Consider the following 16,540-nt stretch of genomic DNA (forward strand, 5'->3'; position numbering starts at 1 on the left):
GGTGGTCGAATTCCGATTTCGAGTCTGTCGCCGGTGGAATACGGAAACCACTGGGGCGTTCCGCAATTCATCGGCCGATCGGTCCCGGCTATCGTCGGCGAGACCGGTGGGAGAATTTCGCCTCGCGTTACCCGCGTGACATGTAGAGCTGATCTATTTCGGCGGAATAGGTTTCGGCGATCGCGGCCCGGCGCAATTTCAACGACGAGGTGAGCAGGCCGGCGTCGACGGTGAAATCGCCGTCGATGATGCGGATTGCGCGAATGGATTCCGGCCGCGACACCAGGGAATTCGCCTCGTCCACGGCGGCCTGGATCGTCTCGGCCGGATCGTCGTCGGGATGCTCGGCGCGCCACTTCGCGTACCGCTCGGCGTCGAGGGTGATCAGCGCCGTCACGAACGGGCGAGCGTCACCGACGACCATGCAGTTGCTCACCAGCGGGTGCAGCCGCACCCGGTCCTCGAGCGGGGTCGGGGCCACGTTCTTGCCGCCGGAGGTCACCAGGATCTCCTTCTTGCGCCCGGTGATCCGCAGGTGCCCGTCGTCGAGTTCGCCGATGTCGCCGGTGTGCAGCCAGCCGTCGGCGTCGACGGGCCGCTGGTCGGCGGCCGCACCCCAATAGCCGGGTGAGACGTGCGGGCCGCGGACGAGGACTTCGCCGTCGGCGCCGATGCCGACCTCGGTGCCCGGGATGGGACGGCCCACGGTGCCGAGCCGGTTGGTGGACGGTGCGCTCACGGTGACCGCGGTGGCCGCCTCGGTGAGGCCGTAGCAGTTGAGGATCACCACGCCGAACCCGGCGTAGAAGCCCGCGGTGGTGTCGTCGAGGGAGGCGCCGCCGGAGATCACGTAGCGCAGCCGCCCCCCGAACGCGGCCGCGACGGCGTCGTCGGTGGCGGTGGGTGCGGCGCCCTCGGCCAGCAGCGTAAGGCCGCGCTCGACGGCCGCGTCCTCCTGCCCTTCGGTGAGCAGCGCGCGGACGTGTTTGCGAATCTTCTCCAGCGCGTACGGAATCAGCGCGAGAAAGGTCGGGTGCAGCGTCGCCAGCGCCGGGACCAGGTCGGGCACGCCGGGCAGCAGGTGGGTCCGGCTGCCGCCGTACAGACAGGCGAACAGGATCGTCTGGCCGAAGACGTGGGACAGCGGCAGCGCGAGCACCGTCGTGCCGTCGAAGATGCCCTCGGTCTGGCGCGCGGTGTTCGCGGCGGTGACATACATGTTGCGGTGGCTGATCATGCAGCCCTTGGCCAGGCCGGTCGTGCCGCTGGTGTAGACGATCATCGCGAGGTCGGCGGCGCCCACCGCGGCGATCCGCGCGTCGAGGTCGGCGTGCTCGACGCCCTCGGCCCATGACCCGATCTCGGCGAAGGACCACACCGCGCCGCTCGCGCCCGCGTCGGTCAGGCGCGCCGCGTCGTCGGCGGTCTCGGCCGCGTGGAACCGGCTGCCGCTGTCGCTCAGGATGTGTGCGATCTGCGCCGGCGAGGAGGTCGGGTACACCGGCACGATCACCGCGCCGACAGCCATGGCCGCGCAGTCGAGCAGCGCCCATTCCATGCTCGTGCGGCCGAGCACGGCCACCCGGTCCCCCGCCGCGACCCCGCGGTCGAGCAGGGCCGAGGCGAGCCCGCGGACCCGGGTGTCGAGCTCGCCGGTGGTCAGCTGGGTGCCGTCGGCGGCACACAGTGACGGGCGGGCCGGATCACGCCGCGCCGCGTCGGAAACAATCGCGTACAGACTGGACGAATCGGCCGGAACGAATCCGTTCGAGGTAGCAGACACTGTGTTCACGAATCGAATTCTTCACGGCGTCAACCATTCCCGTCGCTGCCGCACTCGCTGTTCCTACCGCACGAAAGTCATGTCCTATCGAGGGGTTCAGGCCGACAATGCGCGGACATCATCGAGTTGTGCCGATTCCACGCATTCCAGGAACAACGCGACCGCGGGATTCGGTTCGTCGGCCCGCCAGACGGCGTGCAAATCAAGGGTCGGTACCGGATCGAACAATTTCACCGCCACCGAACTACTGCCCGGCACACCCATTCCCATCGAAATCGCGCGCGGCAGCGAGGCGAATCCGACGAGTGGTCGCACCGAGACCATGTGCGCGGTCGCGCCGGGGTCGTCGGCCGAATGCGTGACATTGAGCGAGATCCTGGTTTCGGCCGCCGACCGCAGGATGGTGTCGTACATCGCCGGACACTGTTCGCGGGCGAACAGCACGCAATCCTGACTCTGTAGTTCCGCGAACGGGACACCGGGCCGGTCGGCCCACCGATGTCGGCGGCCGACTACCGCGACGAGCGGAACCCGGTGCAGCAGGCGGCGATAGCGGAAATCGGCGGTACTGGGATGCCCGTAGACCAGGGCCACATCGAGGGAACCGTCGGCGAGGGCGGCCAGCTGGGGGCCGGTCCGCTTCTCCCACAGCGACACCACGATGTCGGGGTGCCGTTCGGTCATCCTGGTGAGTGCCTCCGGCAGCACATGCCTGCTGGCGGGCAGGTTGTAGCCGATGCTGAGGCTGCCCGCCCTGCCCTCGGCGGTGGCCTTGGCCGCCTGGGCGGCGCGGTCGAGCTGAGCGACGATCAGGCGGGCCTGGCTTTCGAACTCGCGCCCCGCGGGGGTCAGCCGGACCTCGTGGGAGTTCCGGGCGACCAGCTGGACGCCGAGCGATTTCTCCAGCTTCTGCAGCTGGGCACTGAGACTTGGTTGGGTCAGATGGAGGCGCTGCGCTGCGCGACCGAAATGCAACTCTTCGGCGATGGTGATAAACGAAACGAGATGTCGGAATTCCATGACGCCGGCTCCTTCCGAGTACCACCACGCTATCGAGGCCGGATAACCGGTGATGAATAGCGAGCGCCCAGCGGTCGCCGCGCGCATTGCCGATCGGTGAACCCGGCCGCGCCGCTTCCTAGGGGGCCGTGTTCGCTGCGTTCATCACCGCCTCGAGCGACGCGGCGACGGGCGAGGCGTCGAGGCCGAATGCCCATCCGGTTCGGCCCGCGGCTCGATACTCGACGTAGCTCGCCGTGCCGTCAGCGGCGGCGTGCTGGGTGAGGCCGAGGATCTCGATGGAGTCGGCGGTCTCGGCGAGGGCGGTGGTCAGGGCATCGATCGGGCTCGCCTCGTGGGTCGAGTGGTGTTCGGTGCCGTGCGCGTCCAGGACGATTTCGGTGGTTCCGTCGACGAACTTCCACTGTACCAACGTGATCCGATGCTCGGCGGCGGTGTAGCTCTGCTCGAACAGGGTGCGGAGCTGTTCGGCGTCGATCTCCGCGCCGGTGTCGTCGGTGTACTCCTGTACCCGCTGCGCGAAGTCGATCTGCAGGCGGCGCGGCAGCTCGAGACCGTATTCGGTGTGCAACAGGTAGGCGATGCCGCCCTTGCCGGACTGTGAGTTGACCCGGATCACGGCATCGTAGGAGCGGCCGAGATCGGTGGGGTCGATCGGCAGATACGGGACCCGCCATTCCGATTCGCGCTCGTGCACGCCGAGGGCCGCTGCCCGCTCACGATGCTCGGCCATGCCTTTGCCGATCGCGTCCTGGTGGGTCCCGGAAAACGCCGTGTGTACAAGATCGCCCACGTACGGGTGCCTTTCGTGGACGGGCAGACGCGTGCAGTACTCGACCGTGCGGCGGATCTCGTCGATATCGGAGAAGTCGATCATCGGGTCGACGCCTTGGGCGTGCAGGTTCAGCGCCAGGGTGGCGATATCGACATTCCCGGTGCGCTCACCATTGCCGAAGACGCAGCCCTCCACCCGTTGGGCACCGGCCAGGACGGCCAGCTCGGCGCAGGCGACACCGGTCCCCCGATCGTTGTGCGGGTGCACCGACAGGATCACCGCGTCCCGCCGGGCGAGATTGCGGTGCATGTATTCGATCTGGTCGGCGTAGACGTTCGGCGTGGCCACCTCCACGGTCGCGGGCAGATTCAGCGTGACCGGGCGGCGCGGGGTCGCCTCCCACAACTCGGTGACGGCGTCGCAGATCTCGAGCGCGAAATCCGGTTCGGTCAGGTTGAACACTTCCGGCGAGAACTGGAACCGGACATTCGGCAGCTCGCCTGCCAGTTCCAGGACATCGCGGGCGCCGGTGACGATCAATTCGCGCAGCTGCTTCCTGTCCTTGCCGAGAACCACCTCGCGCCAGACCGGCGCCGTGGCCGTGTACAGGTGGATGATCACGTCGTTGGTGATGCCGCGGACCGACTCGACGGTCCGTGCGATCAGGTCGCGACGCGCCGGGGTGAACACGACCAAGGCCACATCCGGCGGCGCGATGGGGCACTCGGCCAGCAGGCGTACGAAGTCGAAGTCGGTTCGCGACGCGGACGGGTAGCCGACCTCGATCTCCTTGTAGCCCATGGTGACCAGGAGTTCGAAGAACCGGCGTTTGCGCGCTGGATCCATCGGTTCGGCCAGTGCCTGGTTGCCGTCGCGCAGGTCGACCGGGACCCAGAGTGGCGCGGTGGTGATCCGCGCGCTCGGCCAGTCGCGATGCCCGGCAGGCACTTTCACGCGACGGTGGACATCTCGATATCGATACGACGGCATCGCCGAGTGACGTTGCCGGTTCCATGCGGGCGCACCATCGGCGAAAGAACCCGAAGGTGTTGTCAGGGTGGGGAATTCAGTCATGACTTGCTCTACTTCCCGGCTATCCAGGGCCGAAGACGACGGAGACCGGCCACGACGGAGCCCCACGGCGGGGCGGCCGGTCGTCAGGCCCCGCCGTGGCGGCCGAGGAGGAGCGCGGTGTAGGTCATGATGGGTACACTTCTACCACAACTCCTCAGACAAGTAGAGAGGTACTCGGGTGACACCCCAGGTAAGGCGCCGGCCACTGGCGGCACAAGCGGCCGAACTGCTGCTCGCGCGGATCCGGGCGGGCGAGTGGCCCTTGGGTCATCGATTACCGGGCGAGACCTTGCTCGCAGCCCAGTTGGGGGTCGGGCGGTCGACCGTACGTGAGGCGATCCGGGAACTCGCGGGCAAAGGCGTGCTCGACAGCAGGCAGGGCGCAGGCGTGTTCGTCACCGCGCTCGACGTGACCGAGGACTGGGATGTGGTGCTGCGTGGTGCCACCATCGTCGCGGTGATCGAGGCCCGCATCGCCATCGAGGCGGAGGCCGCGGCTCTCGCCGCCGAACGACGGACACCCGCCGATCTGCGGGCCATCCGGCGAGCTCTGGCGGAACGCCGCGTCGAAGGTCGGCCCGTCGCCGATCACGTCGATGCCGACATGGCCTTCCACCGTGCGGTCGTCGTCGCCGCGCACAACGATGTCCTCACCCAGCTTTTCGACAGCCTTCTTCCGCGCCTACGTCTGGCCATGATCGACATGCTCGCGCTTCGTCCGGTTCGCTCCGAGCAGGACGACCAGCACGCGCACGATCAACTCGCGCAGGCGATCGCGGACCGAACACCAACCGCAGCAGCAGAATTCAGCCGCGCCCACCTTTCCGCCTTGAAGGAGGCCTTCACATGACCGGCAGCCCCATGATCGAACTGGACGATGTGACCTTCCGCCGGGACGGCAAGAAGATCATCAACGGGATCTCGCTGACGGTGCGCGCCGGGGAGCACTGGGCGCTCCTGGGGCCCAACGGCGCGGGCAAGAGCACGCTGCTGGGATTCTGCGGTGCTGTCACCTTTCCGACGACGGGGATCGTGCGGGTGCTCGGGGAACAGTTCGGGCGGGTCGAGTTGGCTCGGCTGCGGCGCTCGATCGGGCATGTGAACCCGCGGCATCGGCTGCCGCACGCCCTCTCGGTGCGTGAGGTCGTGCTCACCGGCATCACGGGCACGATCGACACACCGATGCGCTGGTCACCGAGCTCCGGCGACCTGACCCGAGCCGAGCGGATCATCGACACTCTCGGCCTGTCCGGCAAGGCCGACGACCTTTGGCCCACCCTTTCCCAAGGTGAGCGCGGCCGCACCCTCATCGCCCGGGCTCTGATCAGCGACCCCCGGGTCCTGCTCCTCGACGAACCGTCCACCGGCCTCGACCTGGCCGCCCGCGAACAACTGCTCACCACCCTGGACAGCCTCGACCGAACCCACCCCGAAGTCGCCTCGATCCTGGTCACCCACCACCTCGAGGAACTACCGAGCACCACCACCCACGCCCTGCTCATCGCCGACGGTCACACCGTCGCCGCAGGCCCGGCCACCGAGGTCATCACCACCGACCACGTCTCGACGGCCTTCGCCCATCCGATCGAAGTCCGCTACGACGGGCGCTGGAGCGCCCGAGCCCGCTGAGCACCGATGACAGTCTCTCCGTGATCGGCTACCGCGCCGGCATCGGCAGGCCAATCGCAGTACTGCCCTTTGTGATTCCAGTTCAGGCCACTCGGACAGGTCTGCACGGTCGGAACGTTGTTCGAGCATTCGACGTACTTCGTGACGTCTCCGGGATAAGGGAAGAGCCCGTCGGGTTCGGGGCAGCTGAAGGTGGCGATCTCGAATCCGGTGTCCTCCGCGAGAGCAGACGACGCGGCGACGAGCGTGAGGGCGGGACCGAGAAGCAGTCCGGCTGTCGACAAGGCGAGAGCATGGGCGAATCGCACGGTCGTCTCCTTCGGGTTCTTTCGAGGCGATCAGGACGTCGTCGGCTACCTGTGGTTTGTGCGTCGCATCCTTGCTGCCGACACGATCAATGCACTTTCGAGACACGCGAGCAGGGCGAACATAACCGGGTGACGGTGAAACCAGGACACGACACGCGACGCCGAGACGGTCTGTCAGAGAATCCTCGCCGACCTCACAGTCGCCGACGTCAACAGTTTGTTCAACAACACCGATCAGAACGTCTGCTTCTACACTGACCCCGACTTCACCGGGGACTCTGTAGGCGTAGCCGGACACCAATTCGCCAGGGGTACCGAGCTCCCATCGGCAGCAACATCTCGTCGGTGCGCTGGGAAGCCTGCTAGGACTCCGCGCTGGCGAGGATCGAGCGGGCGAGGGCGTCGGGGTCTTCGAGCATCGCGAGATGACCGACTCCGCGAAGGTATTCCAGCTGAGCACCCGGCACCGCCTCGTAGTGGTGCGCCGACTCCGGGTCCCAGCGGGGATCGGAATCCCCGAAGATCACGAGGAGAGGCTTTCCGGCGTCGATGAGGCGCTGGGGCACGGTTCGTGCGGCGAGGTAGTCGATGTTGGCGGCGAGAATCGCACGAAAAGTTCGATAGGACATCGCGCGTAAGTCGGCCACGGCACCGTCGGGCACCGTGATCGTTGTCGCCGCGGTCGCTGCCAGTCCGCGACGGATCATCGAGTCGGTGCGCACCGCCCACACGAGCGGACCGAACGGCGGAGAGGTGAGCGCCCGGATGATCGCTGGCTCGGGGAGCAACGCTGCCAGACTCGGGCCCGTGCTGAGCAGGACCAGATCGCCGACCAGATCGGGACGATTCTCTACGAGGGCCGTCGCGACATACCCGCCGCTGGAGTGACCGACCACCCGCAGATTCCGGACGCCGAGCTCGTCCAGCACCTTCGCCACCCGATCCGCTTGTTGCGCAACGGCGTACGTCGATGCCGACTCCGACCGGCCGCATCCCGGCAGGTCGATCGTGATCACCCGATACTTCGTGGCGAGCGACGGCACCACGGGTGCCCACATCGAACCGGTTGCGCCCGAGCCGTGCACGAGTAGCAGGGGCGGTGCGGCCGGGTTCCCGTCGATGACGACGTGCAACCCGCGGGTTGTCGTATCGTCGCGTGGCTCGGTGGGACTCGATGCGCTCATACCGCCAGCATCGCAGTCGACCCGTCACGCCGTATTGGACAAATGTCAGGCTGTTTCACTCCGGTTAGCCTGGGATGCATGGACGCAGCGAGCCGATGGGACTGGAGTCGGGTCGATGTCGCTGTGCCGGGCCGAGTGCCTATGCCGGGAACCCAGATGGCGGGATTCCGGTACCACGGGGGTGCCGCCGTGGAAATCACCATGATCCCGCATCCCTCGATCACGCTCCTGCTCGATCTCAGCGAACACGGAGTCGTATACGACGTTCTCGGACGCCGGGTCGTCGGGAACGCGATCATCGGCCTCCACGCAGGTCCGCTACGCATCACCAGCACTGGAGTCGGTGACGTCCTGCAGGTCCGCATGTCCCCCGTCGTCGCCGCGGCGATTCTCCACGACACCGGCATCATCGGCGGCACGGTGACACCGCTGCCGGACCTGTGGGGCAACGAAACCGCCGGCTTGACCGAGCGGCTCCGTGCGACGCCGTCGTGGAACGAGCGGTTCGCGATCGTGGCCGCATTCCTGCGAAGCTGGGTGCGTCGCGGATCCGGTGTAGCACCCGAGATCACGTATGCCTGGGACCGGACCGTCCGCAGCCGAGGCCGGATCCGCATCGAGACCCTTGCCGCGGAGACCGGCTGGACCCGCCAGCGACTATGGTCCCGCTTCCAGTCCAGTATCGGAGTCTCACCCAAGCACGCGTCCGACCTGGTCCGCTTCGACCATGCCGCTCATCTCCTGGTGGCAGGGCGCTCGCCCGCGGACGCCGCCGCCGAGGCAGGCTATGTCGACCAATCGCATTTTCATCGTCGCACCAAGGCGATCACCGATATGACCCCGACCGTCGTCGCGAAGGCTCCGTGGCTCGCGATCGACGAACTGGCCTGGCCGACAACCTGATTCCTGTCCCGGCCAGGGCAGCCCGCGGTCTCCGTTCGGGCGCGACGCGATCCCGTCTGCCGTGGGCGGTGTCGAGAAGTACCGGTATCGACGGCAGCTACCGCGCGCACATGACTCGCGAATCGCGCTGCTGCGTGGGTCTGGGTCAGCGCAGGGTCAAGGAAGTCTCCGATTCGATCCGGGTCAGTTTGTGTGGGTTGCGGACGAAGTAGAGGCCGGTGATGCGGTCGTTGTCGACCCGGAACGCCATGACTCCATCGATCTCGCCGTCCAACCGGAAGACCAGGGCCGGGCTGCCGTTGAGCAGAGTGGGATCGATGACGATCGAGGCCTCGGTCCTGCCGACTCCGCCGAGGATGTAGCGGACCGCGTTCTCCGCGCCCGCGACGGGCCGCAATGCCGCGCGCTTGACCCCACCGCCGTCGCTGACGAGGACGACCTCGGGGGCGAGGACGTCCAGCAGGGCCTGGGGGTCACCGGAGGTGAGGGCACGGCGGAACGACTCGAGTGCGGCCCGGGTTTCGTCGGCCGAGACCGTCATTCGGGGGCGGCGGGCATCGACGTGTCCGCGGGCGCGGTGGGCGATCTGGCGGACGGCGGTGGGAGTCTTGCCGACGGCGGCGGCGATATCGTCGTAGCCGATCTCGAACACCTCGCGAAGCACGAACACCGCGCGTTCGGTCGGTGACAGTGTTTCGAGGATGAGCATCGTCGCCATCGACAAGCTTTCGGCGAGTTCGAGGTCGGCGGCCGCGTCGGGCGCGGTCAGCAGCGGCTCGGGCAGCCACGGACCCACATAGGATTCCTTGCGACGGCTGATCGTGCGCAGCCGGTTGAGCGACTGCCGGGCCGTGATCCGCACCAGATAGGCCCGCTGGTCGCTCACCTGCCCCAGGTCGACCTTGCTCCAGCGCAGCCACGTCTCCTGCAGAACGTCTTCGGCGTCCGCGGCCGATCCGAGCATCTCGTAGGCGACGGTGAACAGCAGATTGCGGTGCGCGACAAAGGCAGCGGTCGCGGGTTCCGGTGTCCGCCCGTCATTCGGTGGAGTGTGCACCACGTTGTCCTCTTCCTCGGTCTCTCAGGGAATCAGGATGACCTTGCCGACTATCTCTCCCCCGGCGGCGGGAACATCGACGGTGTCCGCCTCGGCCCGCAGCCGCGCGGCCACCTCGAAACCGAGCTCCCGGCCCTCGACGCGTGCGGCCAACTCGACCACGTGCGCGATCCGCTCGGCGGCGCGCAGGTGAACGGTTGGTAGTTCCGACAGCGGCAGCCGCTCAGCCACGGCGATCCGCAGCTCGCCGGCATCGACACGAGCGGCCAGCATCGAGAGCCGAGCGGCATCGCTGTACGCGAATGGCCGCACTGCCCGCACCCCGCGACCGACATCCCGCGGGACGGGCGTGACCGTGCTGACGTAGGCCCCACCGTCGGCAACCAGGTCCGCCAACGCCACGTTCTCCTCCGGGCTGCTCGGCGCCAGGTTCAGCACCACGTCGAACCGCTGACCGGCCACCGCCTCCACGACAGGGGTCTCGGTGTAGTCGATGATCCGCTGCGCGCCATAGGCGCGAGTGCGGTCGCGGCTGCGCGGGCCGGCCGTCGCGGTCACGGTGGCCCCGGCTTGCACGGCGAGCTGGACCGCGAACCCACCCACCGCACTGCCAGCACCATTGATCAAGATGTGCTGATCAGCCGCGAGACCGGCGTGTTCGAACAGTGATTGCCATGCTGTGAGTCCGACCAAAGGCAGGGCCGCGGCGTCGGCGAGTTCGACAGTCCGTGGTGCGGAAGCCAGCACCTCGGCAGGAGCCGCGGCGTATTCGGCGGCCGCACCGGGCGCGGTCACCGGCAAGACCGCGATGACCGCGTCACCGACGCTCCAGCCGGTCACTCCCGCACCGACTTCGGTGATGACACCGGCCATGTCGACATTCGGGATGTGCGGAAGCGTCAGCGGCACAACGTCTTGTCGAAAACCTGCTCGGAGCCCGGCATCGGCGTCGTTGTACGAAGTGCCTGCCACCCGCACGACCACCTCACCCGGCCCGGCGACCGGTCGGCTCGCCTCCTCGTAGACCAGCACACCGCTGCCGCCGTAGGAGTGGTATCGCACAGCCTTCATCAGCTTTGCTCGGTTCCCATTTGCTTCGATCATCGGTTGCTCCTTCGGTTCACGGGGGGTTCGGGCACGAGACACCGCACAACCGCGCGCTGTGACACCGCAGTGAGGCAGATCACGTCACGCCGCAGCGGTGTCACGCCACCAGAGCCGGCGGTGTCTGATGCGCGACCGCTGACGACGAGCTCGTCTGGCGCCTCATCCGAAGGAGAACTCCATGAACCTCGCACTCTGGATCACCACCGGCCTGCTCGCCGCCCTCGCTGTGCTCGGCGGGGTCACCAAGACATTCATGCCCAAGGACGAACTCGACGAACTCGGCAGGAAGTCCGGCGGCGGATGGACCGAACACGCAGGCAGCGGTTTCGTCAGGACCCTGGGAGTCCTCGAGATCCTCGCAGCGGCCGGACTGATCCTGCCCGCCGTGCTCGATATCGCACCGGTGATGGTGCCCGTCACCGCCGCATGTTGGGTCGTGTTGATGATCGGCGCGATGATCACCCATGCCCGCTACGCGCAATACAAATACGTCGCCCTGAATTTCGTCTACCTCGCCGCCGCCGCGTTCGTGGCCTGGGGTCGCTTCGGCCCCGAATCCTTCACCGGCTGAGACGCGCGGCGGCCGACCCGAGCACAGTCTCGGGTCGGCGGGCGACCTGGCCGTCCCCCTTACCAACCGAACCGTCTCGTCTCGGTTGATTGATAAGCTGCCCTCATGACCGACGCCAAGGGAAGTTCGCGGCGCAGCGAGCGTTCGCGCCAAGCCATCCTCGCGGCCACCCGCGCATTGATCTCCGAGGTCGGCTACACGAAGGTCTCCATCGAGGCCATCGCGGCACGTGCCGGGGTGGGCAAACAGACGATCTACCGGTGGTGGCCGTCCAAGGGAGCCGTCATCTTCGATTCGTTCCTCGCCCTCAGCACAACAGAGGAAGGGCCGCAGGTGGAGCTGCCCGACACCGGGGACATCGAGGCCGATCTGAAGGTGGTCATGCGGGCCACGGCCGCGGAGTTCGCCGACCCGGACTTCGAGCGTCCGATCCGCGCCCTCGAGGTCGAGATCGTCAACGACCCCGAGCTCGCTGCCCAGTTCCGCGAGAAGCTCGCGCGCCCGGTGGACGAAGCGAAGAAGGACCGCTTGCGCAGCGCACAGCGGGCAGGCCAACTCGACCCCGGCGCGGATCTCGACCTGGTCCTGGAGGTGCTCTACGCCCCGTTGTTCCAGCGGTGGCTACACAGGTCCGGGCCGCTCACCGCCGAATACGCCGATTCCCTCGTCGACGTCACGCTGCGCGCATTTCGGGCTCCCTCATCGTGACCGACCTCCCGGCGATCTAACGAGCCGGCAGCTGCACCGACACGCACAACCCACCGCCCGGACGCGGGGTGAGAGTAAGAGTGCCCGCGTGGGCTCGGGTGATGCTGTCGACGATGGCCAGCCCAAGGCCCACGCCGGCATCGTGGGTGCGAATGCGTTCGGACCCACGCTGGAACGGTTCGACGAGTGTGGAAACCGTTCGTGGAGTGAGGGTTTCGCCCGTGTTCTCGACAGTGAGGACCACCGAGTCGGGCAGGCGGCGGGTGGTTGTCCACGCGGTGCCGCCGGGTAGGTTGTGGACTATCGCGTTGTGAACGAGGTTCGTCGTCAGCTGCAGGAGCAGGGCGTGCGAGCCGACGGTGGGAGTCGGCTCGCCTGCGGTTTCGAGGGTGATGCCGTGCTTTTCGGCGAAGGGGATCAGCGTCTCGGTGGCCTCTTCGGCGAGCAGGGACAGGTCGACGGGCTCGGGTGTGAACGACCGCTGATCGGCTCGACTGAGCACGAGCAGGGCTTCGGTGAGATCGACGGCCCGGCTGTTGACGGTCTGGAGGCGTTCGATCAGGTCACCCGGGTCGTCGGGGGGATCGTCACGGGCCACCTCGAGCATGGTCCGGGTGATCGCCAAGGGGGTCCGTAGTTCGTGGGAGGCGTTGGCGGCGAACCGCTGGTTCTCGGTGACGTGGGCTTCCAGCCGGGCGAGCATGGCGTCGAAAGTGTCGGCCAGTTCACGGAATTCGTCGGCGGTGCCGGCGAGCCGGATGCGGTGCGACAGGGAGCCGTTGGCGGCCAGGCGGGCAGCGGCGGTGATCCGGGTCAGCGGAGCGAGCATTCGTCCGGCCAGAAACCAGCCGCCGACCAGGCCGAAGACCATCAGGAAGAGCAGGACGGCGGCCATGAACGGCGCGAACGAGCGGAGCAGCAGCCCCCGGTTGATCCAGAAGTTGCCGGAGGTGTCGATCCATCCGGCAGGCAGGTAGTACAGATAGAAGACCAGGACGGCGACGAGTAACAAGGTGCCCGCGAGCATGACGAAACCGGCGTAACTGAGGGTGAGCTTGAGGCGGACACTCAGCCCGGGTGCCCTATCCACCGTCACCTCCCGTACTGATGCGGTAGCCGACACCGGGAACGGTCGCGATGATCCATGGTTCGCCGAGACGTTTGCGCAGCGCCGAGACGGTGATGCGGACGGCATTGGTGAACGGGTCCGCGTTCTCGTCCCAGGCGCGTTCCAGGAGTTCCTCCGCGCTCACCACACCGCCGTCGGCCGCGACGAGCACCTCGAGCACCGCGAACTGTTTGCGCGTCAGCGCGACATAGCGGCCGTCGCGGTAGACCTCGCGACGGAACGGGTCGAGACGCAGCCCGGCGATCTCGCGGACGGGTGGCCGGCTGTGGGCGCGCCTGCGGTCGAGGGCGCGCAGGCGCAGGACCAATTCGCGCAGGTCGAACGGTTTGGTGAGATAGTCGTCGGCGCCGAGCTCGAAACCGGTCGCCTTGTCGTCGAGGCGATCGGCGGCGGTGAGCATCAGGATCGGCAGCCCGCTGCCCGCGGCGACGATGTGTTCGGCGATCTCGTCGCCGGAGGGACCGGGGACGTCACGGTCGAGGACGGCGATGTCGTAGGTGTTGAGATCGAGCAGCATCAGTGCCGTGTCGCCGTCGCCCGCGATGTCGGCGGCGATGGCTTCCAGGCGCAGGCCGTCGCGGATTGCTTCGGCCAGATAGGGTTCGTCCTCGACGATCAGTACACGCATCGCTCTCGATTCTTCCAGCGGGAACATATCGTCGGCGTATCGAAAATCGCATACGTGCGTGCAACGCCGCATTGTCTTGACTGACCGCATGAATCAGAGAAATATCCGGGGAATTCTAGCGACTGCTGTCGCCGCTCTTACCGCGGCAGGCGCTGTGGCGTTCTTTGTCCACCAATCGCCGGACCGGCTCTCCTCCGTCGCGTTGTCGATCGATATTCCCCGTGGCGACCCCGGTTCGCCCGGTGCGGGGGTCTTCGACGACCAGTCGTCCTCGGTTGCCAATCTGGACCCCGCATTGCTCGATGCGCTCCGTCGGGCCGCCGTCGACGCGGGTAGCGAGGGGGTCGAATTCGTGGTCACCAGTGGCTGGCGGTCCGCGGAACACCAGACACGGCTGCTGCACGAGGCGGTCGGCAAGTACGGGTCCGAGGCCGAGGCCGCCCGCTGGGTGGCTACCGCGGAAACCTCCGCGCACGTGTCGGGTGACGCGGTCGACATCGGGCACAGCGCGGCGACGGCGTGGTTGTCCGCCCACGGCGCCGCCTATGGGCTGTGCCAGATCTACGACAACGAACCCTGGCATTACGAACTGCGCCGCGACGCCGCGGAAAACGGGTGCCCGGCACGGTTCGCCGATCCCACCGAGGACCCGAGGATGCAGCGGTGACCACTCCCCGGCCCGCCACGCTCGTCGCGTTTCGGTTCTGCGTGGTCTATTTCGTTCTGTTCTGCCTGCTGAACACCTATATTCCGTTCGCGTTGCTCGGCATCCTCGGGCGCTGGGTGCGCCTTTATGTGAGCCCGTGGGACATGTCGCTGACCGACCCCGTCACCGGGTGGGTAGGCCGGACGTTCTTCGGCGTCGACGCGGTGCAGCACAAGGATTCCGGTGCCGGTGATCAGGCGGCGGTGTGGGTGCTGGTGCTGTGTCTGCTGGTCCTCGCGGTGGTTGTCGCCGCGGTGTGGACGGCATTCGATCGCCGCACGGCATATCCCCGGCTCACCGCCTGGTTCTCTCTGTTCCTGCGGTTGTGCCTCGGTGCGCAGATGGTGGGGTTCGGGTTCGCGAAGCTGATCCCGACCCAGATGCCCGGGCCGTCGTTGGCACAGCTGCTGCAACCGTACGGCGATCTGAGCCCGGCCTCGGTGCTGTGGTTGCAGGTGGGCAGTTCCCCCGCATACGAGATGTCGCTCGGTGCTGTGGAAGTCGTGGCGGGTCTACTGCTGTTCTTCTCCCGAACGATGGTGCTCGGTGCGCTGTTGTGCGTGCTCAGTACGGCGCAAATCCTGCTGCTGAACATGACGTTCGACATCCCGGAGAAGTTGCTCGCCGCGCATTTGCTGTTGATCAGCCTGGTGCTGCTCGCGCCCTATCTGCGGCGGCTTGTGGATGTCTTCGTGCTGCAGGGTGGTTGCGCGCCGCTGTCGCTACCGTCGCTCTTCGCCGAAGAACGGAAGAACCGCATCGCGAAAGGGGTCGTGGCGGGTCTGGGACTCTGGGTCGCACTGGCCAGCGGGTACGACCGATGGGTGGTGTGGCAGGAACAGCACGGGGCGGGTATCCCCAAGTCCGAGCTGTACGGGATCTGGGACGTGCGGGAATTCTCCGTCGACGGACAGGTCGCACTACCGCTCACCACCGACGGAACCCGTTGGCAACGACTGATTTTCGAACGCCCGGGATCGGCCACCATTCAGCGGATGGATGGTGAATTCGTTCCGGTGGAAGCCGAGCTCTCCCCCGGCGGGCAGCTCGAACTCGCCCGAGCCACAGGACCATTCGCGACTGTGTCCACCCAGAGACCCACCCCCGACCTCCTGATACTGCGCGGGGAACTGCACGACCGCCCGCTCGTCGTCACCTTGGAACGCCTGGACCTCGACAGCTTCACCTTGCGCAGTCGCGGATTCCACTGGGTGCAGAACTATCCGTACTTCCGCTAGCTGATGTGTCCATTCAGAACCGTCCCCAGCCGACGTTGGCCCAACCCGACCGACTGAAGATGCGGTAGTTGTTCGCCCTGGCCCACTGCTCGGCTGCGTCGTGCAGGAATCGCGAGCCGCAGTTGAGGTAGTCCTCGGCCATGTGCTTGTCACCGAAGGCTTGCAGCGCTTCAGCCAGCTTTTCCTCGGAGCCGGTCCGGCCGAGCTTGATCGCCAGGATCAGCAGTTCCCTGCGCTGTTCGCGCCGCAATACCTGACGCACGACTGCCGGATTGTAGATCCGTTCCGGAAACTGGCCGAGCCGGGTGTACACCCGGTACCCCTGACCCCTATCGCGCCAGCTGCCGTCGCGATTGAGATACCAGACACCTTCGCGCAGCAGGTTCTCGATTTGGGCCAGCGAGCTCATCTCGGCCGGAGTGAGCCCCTCGTTGTTGCGCAAATTGGCGTCTGCGCCGTAAGCCCGCAGATTCTCGATCGCTTCCTGCTGGCCGGTGTAGTACGCCAGATGCAGCGCGCTGTTTCCCTGCGCTGCCACAGTATTGATGAACGCACCGGTTTCGACGATTTCGCGCAGCCGCGCGGTATCCCCCGACGCCGCCACCGACAGCAGCTGATCGACCACGCGCTGACGGCGCCGCTCTCGGCTGCTCCGGACGATCAGCCAGACCAGCCACACCGCCAGCGCCAAGCCGAGGAGCCCGATCACCAGCACTACGG

At 67.0% G+C, this 16,540-nt stretch carries 17 protein-coding genes and 1 pseudogene; 8 read left to right on the forward strand and 10 right to left on the reverse strand.

Annotation, left to right across the window (positions count from 1 at the left end):
* Positions 1–127: 127 nt before the first annotated feature.
* The 3 genes from ACSVDM_RS18060 to ACSVDM_RS18070 form a co-directional block, all read right to left on the reverse strand.
* Entirely contained in the window at positions 128–1,792 is a 1,665-nt protein-coding gene (locus ACSVDM_RS18060) for an AMP-dependent synthetase/ligase (RefSeq protein ID WP_439266394.1), read from the reverse strand.
* Positions 1,793–1,879: 87 nt separating this feature from the next.
* Entirely contained in the window at positions 1,880–2,803 is a 924-nt protein-coding gene (locus tag ACSVDM_RS18065; protein WP_067498605.1) for a LysR family transcriptional regulator, read from the reverse strand.
* A 118-nt stretch (positions 2,804–2,921) separates the two neighbouring features.
* A complete protein-coding gene (locus ACSVDM_RS18070; RefSeq protein ID WP_439266696.1) occupies positions 2,922–4,568 on the reverse strand; it encodes a 2-isopropylmalate synthase in 1,647 nt (548 codons plus the stop codon).
* Positions 4,569–4,830: 262 nt separating this feature from the next.
* Here ACSVDM_RS18070 and ACSVDM_RS18075 point away from each other — a divergent pair, with 262 nt between their 5' ends.
* Together ACSVDM_RS18075 and ACSVDM_RS18080 are read left to right on the forward strand one after the other, a co-directional pair.
* Positions 4,831–5,502, forward strand: a complete 672-nt coding sequence (locus ACSVDM_RS18075) for a FadR/GntR family transcriptional regulator (RefSeq protein ID WP_439266396.1) — start codon at positions 4,831–4,833, stop codon at positions 5,500–5,502.
* Positions 5,499–6,281, forward strand: coding sequence for an ABC transporter ATP-binding protein (locus ACSVDM_RS18080; RefSeq protein WP_439266397.1), 783 nt, complete (start codon positions 5,499–5,501; stop codon positions 6,279–6,281). Before ACSVDM_RS18075 ends, ACSVDM_RS18080 begins: the two co-directional genes overlap by 4 nt.
* Here ACSVDM_RS18080 and ACSVDM_RS18085 read toward each other — a convergent pair.
* Entirely contained in the window at positions 6,248–6,589 is a 342-nt protein-coding gene (locus ACSVDM_RS18085) for a carbohydrate-binding module family 14 protein (RefSeq protein ID WP_439266398.1), read from the reverse strand. The genes ACSVDM_RS18080 and ACSVDM_RS18085 overlap by 34 nt on opposite strands.
* 181 nt (positions 6,590–6,770) lie before the next feature.
* Between ACSVDM_RS18085 and ACSVDM_RS18090 the strand changes: the two are divergent.
* Positions 6,771–6,860, forward strand: a pseudogene (locus ACSVDM_RS18090) (peptidase inhibitor family I36 protein); the annotation flags it as partial.
* A gap of 91 nt (positions 6,861–6,951) precedes the next feature.
* Here ACSVDM_RS18090 and ACSVDM_RS18095 read toward each other — a convergent pair.
* Positions 6,952–7,773, reverse strand: a complete 822-nt coding sequence (locus ACSVDM_RS18095; protein WP_439266399.1) for an alpha/beta fold hydrolase — start codon at positions 7,771–7,773, stop codon at positions 6,952–6,954.
* Positions 7,774–7,962: 189 nt separating this feature from the next.
* Here ACSVDM_RS18095 and ACSVDM_RS18100 point away from each other — a divergent pair, with 189 nt between their 5' ends.
* Complete coding sequence (locus ACSVDM_RS18100; RefSeq protein ID WP_439266401.1) at positions 7,963–8,676, forward strand: helix-turn-helix domain-containing protein; 714 nt, start codon at positions 7,963–7,965, stop codon at positions 8,674–8,676.
* 145 nt (positions 8,677–8,821) lie between these two features.
* On the opposite strand, the gene ACSVDM_RS18105 is transcribed toward ACSVDM_RS18100, so the two are convergent.
* Positions 8,822–9,640, reverse strand: coding sequence for an RNA polymerase sigma-70 factor (locus ACSVDM_RS18105; protein WP_439266699.1), 819 nt, complete (start codon positions 9,638–9,640; stop codon positions 8,822–8,824).
* Between the two features lie 117 nt (positions 9,641–9,757).
* Positions 9,758–10,837, reverse strand: coding sequence for an NADP-dependent oxidoreductase (locus ACSVDM_RS18110; RefSeq protein WP_439266403.1), 1,080 nt, complete (start codon positions 10,835–10,837; stop codon positions 9,758–9,760).
* 181 nt (positions 10,838–11,018) lie between these two features.
* Here ACSVDM_RS18110 and ACSVDM_RS18115 point away from each other — a divergent pair, with 181 nt between their 5' ends.
* Together ACSVDM_RS18115 and ACSVDM_RS18120 are read left to right on the forward strand one after the other, a co-directional pair.
* Positions 11,019–11,411 (forward strand): DoxX family protein, encoded by a 393-nt coding sequence (locus ACSVDM_RS18115; RefSeq protein ID WP_439266405.1) that lies wholly within the window; start codon positions 11,019–11,021, stop codon positions 11,409–11,411.
* Between the two features lie 105 nt (positions 11,412–11,516).
* Positions 11,517–12,119, forward strand: a complete 603-nt coding sequence (locus tag ACSVDM_RS18120) for a TetR/AcrR family transcriptional regulator (RefSeq protein WP_439266406.1) — start codon at positions 11,517–11,519, stop codon at positions 12,117–12,119.
* A 16-nt stretch (positions 12,120–12,135) separates the two neighbouring features.
* Here the strand turns inward: ACSVDM_RS18120 and ACSVDM_RS18125 are convergent, their stop codons facing one another.
* A complete protein-coding gene (locus ACSVDM_RS18125) occupies positions 12,136–13,209 on the reverse strand; it encodes a sensor histidine kinase (RefSeq protein ID WP_439266408.1) in 1,074 nt (357 codons plus the stop codon).
* The gene (locus ACSVDM_RS18130; RefSeq protein ID WP_439266410.1) at positions 13,202–13,876 is read right to left on the reverse strand and encodes a response regulator transcription factor; all 675 of its coding nucleotides are present in this window, start codon (positions 13,874–13,876) and stop codon (positions 13,202–13,204) included. Before ACSVDM_RS18130 ends, ACSVDM_RS18125 begins: the two co-directional genes overlap by 8 nt.
* 154 nt (positions 13,877–14,030) lie before the next feature.
* Here ACSVDM_RS18130 and ACSVDM_RS18135 point away from each other — a divergent pair, with 154 nt between their 5' ends.
* On the forward strand, positions 14,031–14,543 hold the full coding sequence (locus ACSVDM_RS18135; protein ID WP_439266411.1) for a M15 family metallopeptidase: 513 nt from the start codon (positions 14,031–14,033) through the stop codon (positions 14,541–14,543).
* Positions 14,540–15,820 (forward strand): DoxX family protein, encoded by a 1,281-nt coding sequence (locus ACSVDM_RS18140; RefSeq protein WP_439266413.1) that lies wholly within the window; start codon positions 14,540–14,542, stop codon positions 15,818–15,820. The genes ACSVDM_RS18135 and ACSVDM_RS18140 overlap by 4 nt, the downstream gene beginning before the upstream one ends.
* A gap of 13 nt (positions 15,821–15,833) precedes the next feature.
* Here the strand turns inward: ACSVDM_RS18140 and ACSVDM_RS18145 are convergent, their stop codons facing one another.
* On the reverse strand, positions 15,834–16,535 hold the full coding sequence (locus ACSVDM_RS18145; protein ID WP_439266415.1) for a hypothetical protein: 702 nt from the start codon (positions 16,533–16,535) through the stop codon (positions 15,834–15,836).
* Positions 16,536–16,540 lie beyond the last annotated feature (5 nt).

This window comes from Nocardia sp. JW2, assembly GCF_051843015.1.
In the GTDB taxonomy this organism is placed as follows: domain Bacteria; phylum Actinomycetota; class Actinomycetes; order Mycobacteriales; family Mycobacteriaceae; genus Nocardia; species Nocardia coubleae.

Excerpts from the sequence above, each read along its gene's own strand:
- ACSVDM_RS18110 (WP_439266403.1), bottom strand. The coding sequence starts at position 10,837 with ATGATCGAAGCAAATGGGAACCGAGCAAAGCTGATGAAGGCTGTGCGA.
- ACSVDM_RS18105 (WP_439266699.1), bottom strand. The coding sequence starts at position 9,640 with ATGCTCGGATCGGCCGCGGACGCCGAAGACGTTCTGCAGGAGACGTGG.
- ACSVDM_RS18080 (WP_439266397.1), top strand. The coding sequence starts at position 5,499 with ATGACCGGCAGCCCCATGATCGAACTGGACGATGTGACCTTCCGCCGG.
- ACSVDM_RS18115 (WP_439266405.1), top strand. The coding sequence starts at position 11,019 with ATGAACCTCGCACTCTGGATCACCACCGGCCTGCTCGCCGCCCTCGCT.
- ACSVDM_RS18070 (WP_439266696.1), bottom strand. The coding sequence starts at position 4,568 with ATGCCGTCGTATCGATATCGAGATGTCCACCGTCGCGTGAAAGTGCCT.
- ACSVDM_RS18130 (WP_439266410.1), bottom strand. The coding sequence starts at position 13,876 with ATGCGTGTACTGATCGTCGAGGACGAACCCTATCTGGCCGAAGCAATC.
- ACSVDM_RS18095 (WP_439266399.1), bottom strand. The coding sequence starts at position 7,773 with ATGAGCGCATCGAGTCCCACCGAGCCACGCGACGATACGACAACCCGC.
- ACSVDM_RS18065 (WP_067498605.1), bottom strand. The coding sequence starts at position 2,803 with ATGGAATTCCGACATCTCGTTTCGTTTATCACCATCGCCGAAGAGTTG.
- ACSVDM_RS18120 (WP_439266406.1), top strand. The coding sequence starts at position 11,517 with ATGACCGACGCCAAGGGAAGTTCGCGGCGCAGCGAGCGTTCGCGCCAA.